Source organism: Promicromonospora sp. NPDC052451 (assembly GCF_044547525.1).
GTDB lineage: Bacteria > Actinomycetota > Actinomycetes > Actinomycetales > Cellulomonadaceae > Promicromonospora.
The window spans coordinates 172,398-185,424 of the sequence record NZ_JBIUAP010000005.1 but is presented as its reverse complement, the minus strand read 5'-3'; the positions used below and the strand labels follow the sequence as shown (position 1 = coordinate 185,424).

Below are 13,027 nucleotides of genomic sequence, written 5' to 3'. Positions count from 1 at the left end.
CGTGCCGAGAAGGGCGAGAAGGGTCAGGACAGCGCGACGGCCAGGGCGCCCAGGGACTTGAGGGTCTCCTCCGCGGCGGGCTCGTCGTAGCCGCGCGTGCACACCGCCACCACCAGGGCGTCCGGGCCCGGCTCGCCCACGAAGGCGACGTCGTGCCGGATGCCGTCGACCCAGCCGGACTTCGAGCCGAACGGCACGCCGCCGGGCACGGCGGCGGTGAGCTGCCGGTCGGTCTGGCGGCCCAGCAGCTCGCACATCCAGGCCGTCCGCTCCGGGCTCGCCAGCCGGCCCGTGACCAGCGCGGACATCAGCAGGCACAGGTCGGCGGCCGTGGTGCGGTGCGAGGCGCCCGCGCGCTCGGCCGCCAGGTCGGAGTACTTGCGGCCGAACACCGAGCGCGTGGCCCCGGCGTCGGCCAGGGCCTGGTTCACGGCGGGCAGGCCGACGCGCTCGGCCACCATGTTGGTGGCCTCGTTCGAGGAGACCACCACCATGCGCTCGACGACGTCGCCGAACGGCATCGGCGTGCCGTCCGGCGGCAGGCCCGTGTCGACGTCGTCGGGCTCGATCGTGTACTCACCGGCACCCGGGACCTGGGAGGTGAAGGTCCGGGTGGCCACGCAGGTGTCGGCCAGGCGTACCGTGCCGGCATCCAGCCCCCGGGCGGCCGCGACCAGTACCGCGAGCTTCACCGTGGAGGCCGCGTAGAAGTCCAGGTCGTCCTGGCGCGCGGCGAGCACCTCGCCCGACGCCCGGGCGATCCGGTAGGCCACCACGGGCACCCCGTCGCTGTGCGTCCCTGTCGACACCATGGTCCTGGCCTCCTGCTCGCTGGGGATGATCGTCACTTCACGGAGCGGTGGACCACGTCGGCCCAGCCCCGCACCAGTGCCCGGGACTGCGCCTCGTTCTCGGCGGCGCGCGCCAGGGCCGCCGCGGCCAGCGCCGCCCGGTCGATGCCCTGGTCCGCCAGCGCCGCCTCGTCCCACGTGGCCACGCGGTCGGGGCGTGCCTCCGGGTGGAACTGCAGGCCCCACGCCGCGTCGCCCACCCGGAACGCCTGGACCGGGCACCGGCCGCTGGAGACCAGCAGCGTGGCCGACGGCGGTGGTGTGGTCACCGAGTCCTCGTGGTTCTCGATCATCCACAGGGGGCCGTCGGGCACACCGGGCAGGTCGCCGAAGACCGGGTCGCCGGCAGCGGCCGGCAGCACCGTCAGGGCACACATGCCCCGCTCGGTCTCGCCCGACCTCGCGGTGACCGTGCCGCCCGTCACGTGGGCCAGGAGCTGGCCGCCGAGGCACAGGCCGAGCAGCGGCACGCCGTCGTCGAGCGCCTGCCGGGTCAGGGCGCGCTCCCGTGCCAGGAAGGGGTGGTCGGCGTCGGCGTCCGGCATGAAGCCGCCGCCCAGCAGCACCACGCCCGCGAAGCCGTCGAGGTGTTCCGGGAGGTCCGCGCCGGGCGTCAGCACCGGGTCGAGCCCCGCCTCCGGGAGCAGGCGCTCGAACCGGCCCATCGAGCTCGTGGGGGAGTTCAGGACCACCAGGACACGCGTCATGCCTCGACCCTAGGGGCGACCAGCGCGCGGGCGAAGTGGCAGGCCGCGACGTGGGCGGCGGGGCCGGGCGGCGTGGGGGCGTCGCCCCTGGTGGCCGGGCGCGGCACGAGCGCGGGCACGTCCGTGGCGCACGCGTCCGGCACGGAGCGCCGGCCCGGGCGCTGTCGCGCCTCCGGCAGCGTCGGCGCCAGCCAGCAGCGGGTGTGGAACGGGCAGCCCGCCGGTGGGTCCACGGGCGAGGGCGGGTCGCCCTCCAGCACGATCGCGCCGAGACCGGGCCCGGGGCTCGCCCCGCCCGTCACCAGCCGCACCGCCGGGTCCGGCACCGGGACCGCCGACAGCAGCGCCTGCGTGTACGGGTGCTGCGCGCCCTCGTACACCGCGGTCTCGGGCCCCTGCTCGACGAGCCGGCCCAGGTACATCACGGCCACGTCGTGGGCGATGTGCCGCACGACGCCGAGGTCGTGCGCCACGAACAGGTAGGACAGCCCCAGCTCCTCCTGGAGGTCCTCCAGCAGGTTGATGACCTGGCCCTGCACCGACACGTCCAGCGCGGAGACGGGCTCGTCGCACACCAGGATCTTGGGGCGCAGGGCGAGCGCCCGTGCGATCCCGACGCGCTGCCGCTGGCCGCCCGAGAACTGGTGCGGGTACCGGCTCGCGTGGTCCGGGTCGAGGCCGACGAGCTCCAGCAGCTCGCCCACCGCGGCCCGCCGTCCGCCCGCCGGGTCGATGCCGTGGACGGCGAACGGCTCGCCCACGATCTCGCCCACCGACATGCGCGGGTTCAACGACGTGTACGGGTCCTGGAACACCATCTGCACGTCGCGCCGCAGGCGCTTGCGGCCCGCGCGGGACAGCCGGCTCACGTCCTCGCCGTCCACGAGCACCTGCCCGCTGGTCGGCGGCTCGATGCCGACCAGCACGCGCGCCAGCGTCGACTTGCCCGACCCGGACTCGCCCACCAGCCCCAGGGTGCGTCCCCGGTCGAGCGTGAGCGAGACGCCGTCGACGGCCTTGACCGCCGTCGTGGCCCGGCGCAGCAGGCCGCGCCGCACGGGGTAGTGCTTGACCAGCTCGCGCACCTCGAGCACGGGTCCTGCGTCACTCATCGTGTCCTCCGGTGTCCGCGCCGGTCAGGATGTCCGCCGCGAAGTGGCATGCCGACGTGCGGCCCTCCGCAGGGTGGGCGAGCGGCGGTGCGTCCGTGCGGCACACGTCCTGCGCGGCGTCGCACCGGGGGTGGAACGGGCAGCCCGCGGGCATGGCGGCGGGGCTGGGCGGGCGGCCCGGGATGACGGGCAGGCGCCCCGTGCCGGAGGCGGACGGGATCGAGCGCAGCAGCGCCCGCGTGTACGGGTGGGCCGGCGCCCGGTAGAGGGGCTCCACGGGAGCCTGCTCGACGGCGCGGCCGGCGTACATGACCGTGACGTCGTCGGCCACACCTGCCACCACGCCCAGGTCGTGCGTGATGAGCACGAGGCCCATCCGCCGTTCCGCCTGGATCTCCGCGAGCAGGCGCAGCACCTGCGCCTGCACGGTGACGTCCAGGGCCGTGGTGGGCTCGTCGGCGATCAGCACGTCGGGGTCCATGGCCAGCGCCGACGCGATCATCACGCGCTGCCGCATGCCGCCCGAGAACTGGTGCGGGTACTCCTTCACCCGGGCCTTCGCGTTCGGCACCTTGACCAGGTCCAGCAGCTCGACGGCGCGGGTCCGGGCGTCCGCGCGGGACAGTCCCTGCCGCGCCCGCAGCGCCTCCGTGAGCTGGTAGCCCACGGTGTGCACCGGGTTGAGCGCGGCCAGCGCGTCCTGGAACACCATCGCCACCCGGTCGCCGCAGTACGCGCGGTGCTCCTTCCGGCTCAGGGTGAGCAGGTCGGTCCCGGCCAGGCGGGCCGTGCCGCGGGTGATCCGGGCCGTGTCGGGCAGCAGACCCATCACGGCCAGCGACGACACCGACTTGCCCGAGCCGGACTCGCCCACGATCGCCAGCGTGCGCCCGGCCTCGACCCGGTAGGACAGCCCGTCGACGGCACGCACCGTGCCGGCCGGCGTGCGGAACTCGACGGCGAGGTCCGTGACCTCCAGGAGGGGGCCGGTGCCGCCGGGTGAGGCCACCGCGGCCTGTGCGGCGCTCATGCCGCCAGCCTCGGGTCGAGGGCGTCGCGCAGCGCATCACCGAGCACCACCAGGGCCAGGACGGTCGCCACCAGGCAGATCAGCGGAGCGAGCAGGATGTGCGGCGCGCCGCCGAGCACCCACTGCGAGCCCTGCTCGATCTGGATGCCCCAGCTCGTGGCGGGCGGACGCACCCCGATCCCGAGGAACGACAGCACCGCCTCGGCGCTGATCACCCCGGCCACGGACGTGGGCAGCAGCGCCGTGACCGTCCCGATGGCGTTGGGCAGCACGTGCCGCACCATGATCCGCAGGTCGGACGCGCCGAGCGAGCGCGCGGCGGTGACGTAGTCCAGGTTCTTGGCCTCCAGCGTGCTGGCCCGCACGTAGCGGGCATAGGGCATCCAGCCGAACAGGATGAGCACCACCGCGGGCAGCAGGATCACGTTGAACGTGCCGGCACCCAGGTCCACGCCCTGGAACAGGGACAGCACCAGGAGCGCGGCCAGCAGCAGCGGGATCACGAGGAACACCTCGACGGTCCGGGACACCAGGTAGTCCACCCAGCCGAGGTAGTACCCGGCGAGCAGGCCCAGCGTGACGCCGATCAGCAGCGAGACGCCGACCACCACGACGGCGAGCAGCAGCGACGGCCGCACGCCGTGCACCAGCGTGGCCAGCACGTCGCACCCGAGCGCGTCGGTGCCGAGCGGGTGCTCACCGCCCCACCCCTGCGGCGTCGTGCGCGCCTCCCGGATGGGGCAGCTCCGAGGGCTGGTGGTGGTGAACAGCCGGGGGAACGCCGCCATCGTCGCGAAGAAGAGGAGCACCACGGCGGCGGCGATCGTGTCCGGCCGGCGGCGGAGCGTGCGCCAGGCGTCGGCGAGCGGGCTCGACGACCTGGTGGTGGCCGCGGCGGGCGGCGGGGGAGCGGCGGCGTCACTCATAGCGGATCCTCGGGTCGAGCAGGGCGTAGGCGATGTCGACGAGGATCATCACCACGACGGTCACCGCGGCCAGCAGGGTCACGATGCCGAGCACGAGCCCGACGTCGTCGTTCCGCACGGCCTCCCACAGGACGCCGCCCATGCCGTAGATGTTCATCAGGCCTTCCGTGATCACGGCCCCGCCGAGGGCCTCGGCGAACGTCAGGCCGACGGCGGTCACCACGGGCACCGAGGAGTTGCGGACCACGTGGTGCACGACGACGTGCCGCTCACCCAGGCCCTTCGACCGTGCGGTGCGCACGTGGTCGCCCTGGTAGGACTCGAGCTGCCCGGCGCGGACCAGGCGGATGAACGCCGCGGACCCGGCCAGGCCGAGCAGGATGCCCGGCACCGCGACCGTGGCCCACGGGTGCTCCGGGTCGAACGACGGCTTGAACCAGTACGGGGGCCAGCTGTCCTCGCCGAACGTGTCCTCGGCCCACGTGCTCAGGGGCACCGCGACCACGTACCGGTAGACGATCAGCAGGACGAACACCGGGAACGCGTCGATGAGCACCGACGTGAGCCGGATCCCGTGGTCGCCGGCCGAACCCCGCCAGCGTGCGGCCACGGAACCGAGCACCATGCCGAGCGCCAGCCAGGTCACGAGCACGACGCAGAACAGGCGGAGCGTGTTGGGCGCCGCGGCGGCGACGATCTCCGAGACCTCGCGGCCGCGCAGGTTGGTGCCGAAGTCGCCCTGGGCGTACTGCCCGAGCCGTTCGACGAACGGTCCGAGGCAGGGGTTGCCCACCTGGTCGAAGCACGGGTCGTCGAGGTTGAACCGCTCCTCGACGACGGCGAGCTGCGCCGGGGACGGGATCTTGTCCCCGAAGAATGCCTGCGCAGGGTTCCCGTTGAGCTGGATCGCCACGGTCGTGAGCAGGTGCAGCAGGAACATCACCAGCAGCAGCGTGCCGACCGCCTGGAGGGCACGGCGGAGGATGTAGCGCCCCATGGGGTCCTTCCGGGGGGTGGGGCCCGCAGGTGTCAGGCGTACAGGTCACGTTCCCGACCTGTACGCCTGACACCGCGAGGTGGTTCGTTACGCCGTGACCTCGATCTGGCGGAGGATCGGCGCACCCGAGAACGGGTTCAGGACGACGTTGTCCAGGCGGTCGCTGTAGTACGTGGCGCTGAAGCTCCACCGGAACGGGATCGTCGGGAACTCCTCGGCGAGGATGCCCTCGGCCTCCTGGTAGAGGGCCACGGACTCGTCCAGCGACGCCGCCGCCGCGGCCTCGTCGAGCTTGTCCTCGAACGCCTTGCTGTACCAGCCGAACTGGCTGTCCTGCGCCGAGCCGGAGGCGTAGAAGCTGAGGTAGTTCTCGTTCAGCGGGTAGTCCGGGAACCAGTTGTTCCGGAACATGCCGTCGTAGCCCTGCTCGGCGCGCGTGGTGAAGTAGTCGGGGTCGATGTTGAGCTCGTAGGGGATGCCCAGCACCTCCTCGATCGAGTTGCCGATGGCGGTGAAGTACTCCACCTCGGCGTCGTCGTCACCCAGGCTGATCTGCAGCTTCTCGCCCTCGGGCCAGCCGCCGGCCGCCTCGAGGGCCGCCTTGGCCGCCTCCGGGTCGTAGGTGCACCACTCGCACGTGCCCGCCTCGCCGCCGGGCACGCCGCCCGGGACCACCCAGGAGTCGGCGGGCGTGGCCTGGCCGCTGCCGAGCGAGGAGATGATGCCCTCGCGGTCGATCGCCATCGAGATCGCCTTGCGGAACTCGATGTCGTTCCACGGACCCTCCGTGTAGCCGGAGAAGCCGAGGTAGGTCAGCGCGGCACCCGGGGCCTCGACGTAGCGCTCCGAGAGCTCGGGGTCGTTCTTCGCGGACTCGACCTCCGCGGTCGGCGGGAAGGACAGGTCGAGGTCGCCGGCCTTGAAGTCCGCCCACCCCGAGGTCTCGCCCGTCGCGTACTCGGTCCAGTGGATGGCGTCGTAGTCCGGCGTCTCCTCCAGCGGGTAGTCGGCCCACTTCTCGGCGGTGAGCTCCTGGCTCTGCTGCCAGTCCGTCACCTGGAACGGGCCGTTGCCGATGGGCTCCTTGGCGCACTTCTCGACGTCGTCCAGGCACTCCTGGGCGATCGGGAAGAAGCCGGTGTAGCCGAGCATCGTGGCGAAGCCGGCGAACGGCGAGGCGAGGGTGACCTCGAGGGTCAGGTCGTCGGTGACCTTCACCCCGGACAGCTCGTCCGCGGCACCCTCCGCGGTGATGTTGCCGTCGTCGTCGGTCTCGGGCTGCATCTCGTCGTAGCCCTCGATGATGCCGAAGAAGTAGTTGGAGTACAGGCCGTTGTCGCCGTCGGCGGTGTAGTTCCAGGAGCGGGCGAACGCCTCGGCGTCGACGGGCTCGCCGTTCTGGAAGGTGAGGTCCGGCTTGATCGTGATGGTCCAGACCGTGTTGTCGTCGTTCGGCTCGATGGACTCGGCCACGTAGTTGTACGGCTCGGTGGTCTCCGGGTCGTACCGGACCAGACCGTCGTACACCACGTCGAGGACGCTGATGTTGTCGTAGGCCCCGGCGTCGCCCGGGAACAGCGTCTCCATGTCCTGGCTGATCCAGGTCTCCAGGGTGACCGGACCGGCGTCGTCGTCGGTGTCGCTCGGGCTGCACCCGGCCGCGGTCAGGGCCACCACGGCCGCCCCCGCGGCGAGGGTGGTGATGCGTGCTTGCCTCACTGATTGCCTCCCCAGTTCGTCTCCCCGGGCTGAGGGCGGGGAGGTTTGGACCATATCGCCACGGGACGGGGCACGCCTGGAAACTCGTGTTAACCGTCTGTAACGATTCGTCAGGTCCCCTTCCTTGCCGCGGGGGCGGCGCGGAAGGGAACCTGACGAGGGTCGTGCGGCTCAGCAGACCCCGAGTTCGCGCCACGGACCCCACGGCGTGGCACCCGGTTCCTGGTTCCGGCTGTACCACTGCGCCGTCCAGCGGCGGCCGTCGTGCACCACCGTCTCGCCACCCCGGTACTCCCCCGAGGAGGTCCAGGTCCGGTAGGAGGCGTCTTCGCAGGTCACCTGGGTTCCGACCGCCGCCCACGGGCCCCACGGGCTGGCCCCGGGAACCTGGTCGCGCGTCCACCACAGGGCCGTGAACACCACCCCGTCGTGGCGCACCTGGTCACCCGCCGTGTAGACCGTGCCCGGGGACCAGGCCGCGACCGTCGGCCCCGCGAGCAGACCCACGCCCCAGCGCGCGGTCGACTGGTAGCCGGCACCCGTCGGGTCCGCCCAGTTGCGCACCGCGGTCCGCGTGCCGGCGGCCGCGTCGTTGACCTGGAAGTCCAGGCCGTGGAACGTCCCCGCACCGCCGTACGACAGCAGGTCCACGGACACCTCGACCCGGTACCCGCCGTCGGTCGCCGTGGCGGCACTCTCCACCCGGGCCCGCTGCGCCGCCTCGTCACCCGTGCCGAACGAGACCGCGCCCGCCGCCGAGACCCGGACCTGCGTGTCGTCGGCCCGGTACCCGCCGTTCTTCGCGTTCCCGCCGTCCACGTAGAGCTCCACCGAGTCCTGGACCCACGGGTCCGAGCCCGAGACGTCCACCACCGGGTCGGCGACGTCCGCCAGCACGTACAGGGTGCTGCCGCGCCAGAGCGTGCGGACCGTGGCGACCGCCCCGTCGGACCCCTCGACCTCCTTGGCCGTGGTCACCGCCGGGCCCGCAGACCCCCACACCTCGTCGACGGCGCCGTCGACCACCGGCGCCCGGTCCGCCTCGGCGACCTCCAGGTACGACAGCTCCTCGACCAGCGTCAGGGTGCCGAGCACGCCCGGCGAGTTCCACGCGGTGCTCGCGCCACCCGCGGCCACCCGCACGTCGAAGCCCGGCGTCCCACCCTCGGCGAGGGTCGCGGGCAGGCGCACGACGACGTCGTAGCCGCCCTCCCGCTCGGACACCACCGCGGCGACATCGGTCCCGGGGCCCGACACCGTGCCGTCCCGGCCCACCACGTACTCGGCGCCGTCGCCGGCGGCCCCGTCGTCGAGCACCAGCGTGACGGCGTCCCCGGCGTCCGCCGCGGCGTCGTCCACCGAGACGAACGCCGTCAGGTGGTCCGGCGCCCAGCGGAGCTGGAAGGCGGCCGTGCCGCCGTCCGGCGCCGCGAACGTGTGCCGGGGCAACCGGTCCCACACCGGTGAGGTGGTCGCCGAGCGGTCCAGGGGCACGTCGCCCGCGAACACCTGCGCCGTGCGCAGGCGCGCCGGCAGCTCGGCGCCCGCGGCACCGTGGTAGGCCGGCTTGGCCTGGAACCGGTCGTCGAAGAGCAGCGGCGCGCCGCTGTCCACGCGCCACGACCGGCCGTCGGTCAGGCCCCACGCGGTCACGCTGAACAGGTCCGCGGTGTGCGCGCGGAACACGTCGAACGCGTCCCGGTAGTAGTAGCCCTGGTCGACCAGCCGGGCCCGGGTCACGGGCGTGCCCGTCGTGACGTCCAGCTCCGTGACCGCCTGCGTGACCGGCAGGTCCGCGAACCGGTCCAGCGCGCCGTCCAGCGCGCTGACCGGCATGGCGAGCGACACGTGGAACTGGTGCCCCACACCGTCCACCGGCACCCCGCGCGCCAGCAGCCGGTCCACGAGCGCGCGGTACCGGTCCTGCTTGCCGCTCTGCTCCGTGTTGTAGTCGTTGATGAACAGGGTCACCGGGCGCTCGCTGCCGTCCGCCGCGTACGTCTCGTTGAACGCCTCGTCCGCGTACTGGAACGCGAGGTCGATGTACTCCTCGCCCAGGATCCGGAACCACTCGCTGCGGCGCAGGCCGTCGGCGTTCTCGGCGCCGTCCGACACGACCTCGTTGACCACGTCGAACGCGGCCAGCGGGTTGGTCTCCGAGCCGAACGGCCCGTAGTCGTCGCTCAGGTCCTGCGCGATGCCGAAGACGTGGTCGCGCAGGCGCTCGCGGAGCACCGCCCGGCCCGCGTCGTCGGCGCCCAGCGGCGTGCCCGCGTCGTCCTGGAAGAACCAGTCGGGCGTCTGGCTGTGCCACACCAGCACGTGACCGTAGACCCGCAGGTCGTTCGCCTGGGCGAAGTCCATGAGCGCGGTGGCCTCCGGGTGCCGCCGCAGGGTCCGGTCGGCGTCGTACCAGGCCTCGGGCTTCATGTGGTTCTCGGGCGTGACCTGGCCGAAGTGCCGGTCCAGGAGGGCGGCGGCCGTGCCCGACGTCTCGCGGCTGTCGATCGCGACGCCGAGCGGGAAGTCCACGGTCTCCTGCAGGCCGGTCAGGTCCTCGATCAGCGGCGGCTCGGGTACGGACACCACGATGTCGTCGATCAGCCAGTCGCTGGTGTTGCCGCCGTCGTACGCCGTCTCGAAGTAGAGGAGCGCGCTGTCGTGGGCCGGCATGGTGAACGTGGCGGTCACCTCGGTCCAGCCGCTGCTGGTCAGGCCCGTGAACTGGGCCAGGGTCGAGAAGTTCTGGGCGCCCTCGACCGTGCTCGCCAGGCTCAGCCAGACGTCGCCCGGTGTCTGCCCCGCGGCGAAGCGGACCCAGGCCGACACGTCGTAGGTGATGCCGGCCCGCAGCACGCCGGTGACGTCGCGGCCGATGCCGTCACCGGTCACGTCCCGGCCCGTGAGCGCGGCGGACCGGGTGCTCTCGTGCGCGTCGGTGTCCGCGACGGCGAGCGAGAAGTCGGAGGCGTCGGTGCCGTGGCGCGCCGCCCAGCCGCCGAGCGTGCCGTCCTCGAAGTCGGTGGCGATCACCGGGCCCGCCGACGCCGCGGGTGTGCCCTGCGGGAACGTGAACGTCCAGCCGTCGGCCAGCCGCTCGGTGACCACGGTGCGCACGGCCGCGAGCGTCCCGGACCGGTCGCCCCCGCCGTCGTGCGCCAGGACGAGCTCGCCCGGGACCATCGCGGTGCGCAGGTTCTCCGTCAGGGTCGGGACGTCCTGCGTCTCCCAGTCGGCGATGGTGTTGCGCACGGCCAGGGGCTGCATGCCGAGCTCGACGGCGACGCCGGGCGTCACGCCCCACGAGCCGTTCGGGGCGCGCCAGAACGGCACCGCCTGGTCCGGGTCGCCCAGCGCGTCACGGATGATCGCCAGGTTCTCGATCATGTCGGCCCGCACCTGCTCCTGCGTCCAGGAGCCCATGTCGGCGTACGACGTGGAGTGGTTGCACAGCACGTGGCCCTCGTCGACGATCCGGCGCAGGAGCGCGGCTCCGCCGTCGGCCTCGATGTTCTGGCCGATGACGCAGAAGACGGCCCGGAGGTCGTGCTCCGCGAGGAAGTCGAGCAGCGCGGGCGTGGTGCCGGGGTTCGGGCCGTCGTCGAAGGTCAGGGCAGACACGTCGCCGCTGCCCTCGGCGGCGTACACGGGTGTGGGTACGGGGTCGACGGCGCCGCCGGGCACGACGTCGTCCGGGGGAACCTGGTCGGAGGTGGTCACCATGATGTCGTCCACGAGGATCGTGTAGGGGGCGTCCTGGTCGGTGGTGCCGAGGTAGGCCTGGAGCTGGGCCGGGTCGGCGTCGGGACCGGCGGTCCAGGTGCCGCTCACCGTGGTCCACTCGGTGCCGACGGTGGTGTTGCCCACCCAGGCGTAGGCCGGCTTCAGGACGAACCGCACGCCGGTGGTCTCCGGGCCTCCGGCCACGGCCGGATCGGCGAGGCGGGCGCGCATGCTGAAGGTGTAGGTGAGGCCGGGGCGGAAGATGCCGGTGGGGGACTGGATGCCCTCGTAGTCGGCGGCGCGGGTGACGGACAGGACGTGGCCCGCGCCGTCGGGGTCGGTGATCACATCGAGGGTCGCGGAGCCGCTGGGGGTCCAGGTGCCGGTGGTGCCGTCCTCGAAGTCGACGGCGGTGACGATGGCGGTTTCGGCTTGTGTGGTGGTTTCTGTGGTGGTGGTTGTCGTGGTCGGTGACGCCGTGGCGGGGGACGCTGTGATGGGCACCGACGTTGCGGCCGACATTGACGCCGCGGCGGGTGTGATGGGCCCGGCGGCCAGCGCACCGGCCGTGACGACTGCCGCGAGGCCGGTTGCGAGTCCGGGTGCTAAACGATTTCTGAGCGAGCGGTCTCCGCTGATGAAACGATTTCGACGAGGCATCCTGCGCTCCCTTGCGCGTGTCTCCGGTGGGGTGGACGCCGGGGCGACGGTGCCGCGGCGAACGTAGGGGCAGCGTAGCGAGAGTTGCCGGGCACCGTCGAGACCAGCAGGGTCGGCGTGTGTGCAGGCCAGCGCGTTCCTGGTGTGATCGGCACGTTTCTGGTGTGAGGGGCGCGTTCCTGGCGCGGTCGGCACGTTCCTGGTGTGAGGGGCGCGTTCCTGGCGAGGTCGGCACGTTCCTGGCGCGGTCGGCAGCTTCCTGCGAGGTCGGCACTTTGCGTCGAGGTCGGCACAGGCCTGGACCGATCTCGACGCAAAGTGCCGACCTCCTTGAGGGGACTGCCGACTTGGGTGAGGAAACTGCCGACCTCGCTGAGGATGCCTACCTCCTTGAGGAGACTCCGCCCTCGCTGGGACTGTTGACCCAGCTGGGACTGCTGACCCAGCTGGAACTCCTGACCCCGCTGGGACAGTTCACCCCGCCGGGACTGCTGCCCTCGCCGAGGAGACAGCCGACCCAGCTGAGACCGCCGCCCCCGCCGAGACAGCCGCCCCACCCAGGAGACCACCCACCTCCTCGGCCGCCGGTCAGGCCGCCGGGAGCTCCTTCAGCGTGCCCTTGGCGATCCGGAGCCGGCGCGGGGTGCGCCGGGCCACCACGGAGTCGTGCGTGACCAGCACGATGGTCAGTCCCTGCTCCTTCCACAGGCCCTCGATCAGGTCCACGATCTCGTCGCGGGTCTCCTCGTCGAGGTTGCCGGTCGGCTCGTCTGCCAGCAGCACCTTCGGGTTCTTGACCAGCGCGCGGGCGATGGCGACGCGCTGCTGCTGCCCGCCCGAGAGCTCACCGGGCAGGTGGTCGCCCCGGTCGCCCAGGCCTACCGACTCCAGGGCCGCCTGCGCCCGTGCGGTCCGGGTCTGCCGCGCGACCTTCGACGGCACGAGCGCCGTCTCCACGTTCTCCAGGGCGGTGAGCGTGGGGATGAGGTTGAAGTTCTGGAACACGAAGCCGATGGTCTCGGCCCGGGCCGCGGTGAGCTGGGCGTCGCTCATCCCGGCCAGGTCCGTCCCGTCGAGCGCCACGGTGCCCGACGTCGGACGGTCCAGGCCGCCGAGTATCTGCAGCAGGGTGGACTTGCCGCCGCCGGTCGGACCCTGGACGGCCACGAGCTCGCCGTCGCCGATGGTCAGGGACACGCCCCGCAGCGCGCGCACGACGCGCTTGCCCTGCTGGTACGTCTTGGTCAGGTCGTCGATCTGGTACATGTCTGCCTCTTCTCGGGTCGGTGGGGCTGTCGTCGC

Annotated in this window: 9 protein-coding genes; all 9 read right to left on the bottom strand. The window is 72.7% G+C overall.

Annotation, left to right across the window (positions count from 1 at the left end; genetic code table 11):
• Positions 1-23: 23 nt before the first annotated feature.
• The 9 genes from ACIG47_RS10710 to ACIG47_RS10670 all read right to left on the bottom strand — a co-directional run bounded on the left by ACIG47_RS10710 (position 24) and on the right by ACIG47_RS10670 (position 12,991).
• On the bottom strand, positions 24-848 hold the full coding sequence (locus ACIG47_RS10710; RefSeq protein ID WP_397430785.1) for a serine hydrolase: 825 nt from the start codon (positions 846-848) through the stop codon (positions 24-26).
• Positions 845-1,558, bottom strand: coding sequence for a type 1 glutamine amidotransferase (locus ACIG47_RS10705; RefSeq protein WP_397430784.1), 714 nt, complete (start codon positions 1,556-1,558; stop codon positions 845-847). Before ACIG47_RS10705 ends, ACIG47_RS10710 begins: the two co-directional genes overlap by 4 nt.
• Positions 1,555-2,670: an ABC transporter ATP-binding protein gene (locus tag ACIG47_RS10700; RefSeq protein WP_397430783.1), complete on the bottom strand. Its 1,116-nt coding sequence runs from the start codon at positions 2,668-2,670 to the stop codon at positions 1,555-1,557. Before ACIG47_RS10700 ends, ACIG47_RS10705 begins: the two co-directional genes overlap by 4 nt.
• Positions 2,663-3,700: an ABC transporter ATP-binding protein gene (locus ACIG47_RS10695; RefSeq protein WP_397430782.1), complete on the bottom strand. Its 1,038-nt coding sequence runs from the start codon at positions 3,698-3,700 to the stop codon at positions 2,663-2,665. Before ACIG47_RS10695 ends, ACIG47_RS10700 begins: the two co-directional genes overlap by 8 nt.
• On the bottom strand, positions 3,697-4,626 hold the full coding sequence (locus ACIG47_RS10690; RefSeq protein ID WP_397430781.1) for an ABC transporter permease: 930 nt from the start codon (positions 4,624-4,626) through the stop codon (positions 3,697-3,699). The genes ACIG47_RS10695 and ACIG47_RS10690 overlap by 4 nt, the downstream gene beginning before the upstream one ends.
• Positions 4,619-5,623, bottom strand: coding sequence for an ABC transporter permease (locus ACIG47_RS10685; RefSeq protein ID WP_397430780.1), 1,005 nt, complete (start codon positions 5,621-5,623; stop codon positions 4,619-4,621). Before ACIG47_RS10685 ends, ACIG47_RS10690 begins: the two co-directional genes overlap by 8 nt.
• Positions 5,624-5,710: 87 nt before the next feature.
• Positions 5,711-7,342 (bottom strand): ABC transporter substrate-binding protein, encoded by a 1,632-nt coding sequence (locus tag ACIG47_RS10680; protein ID WP_397430779.1) that lies wholly within the window; start codon positions 7,340-7,342, stop codon positions 5,711-5,713.
• A 171-nt stretch (positions 7,343-7,513) separates the two neighbouring features.
• Entirely contained in the window at positions 7,514-11,569 is a 4,056-nt protein-coding gene (locus ACIG47_RS10675; protein ID WP_397430778.1) for an endo-1,4-beta-xylanase, read from the bottom strand.
• Between the two features lie 744 nt (positions 11,570-12,313).
• Positions 12,314-12,991, bottom strand: coding sequence for an ABC transporter ATP-binding protein (locus tag ACIG47_RS10670; protein WP_397430777.1), 678 nt, complete (start codon positions 12,989-12,991; stop codon positions 12,314-12,316).
• Between the last annotated feature and the right edge of the window lie 36 nt (positions 12,992-13,027).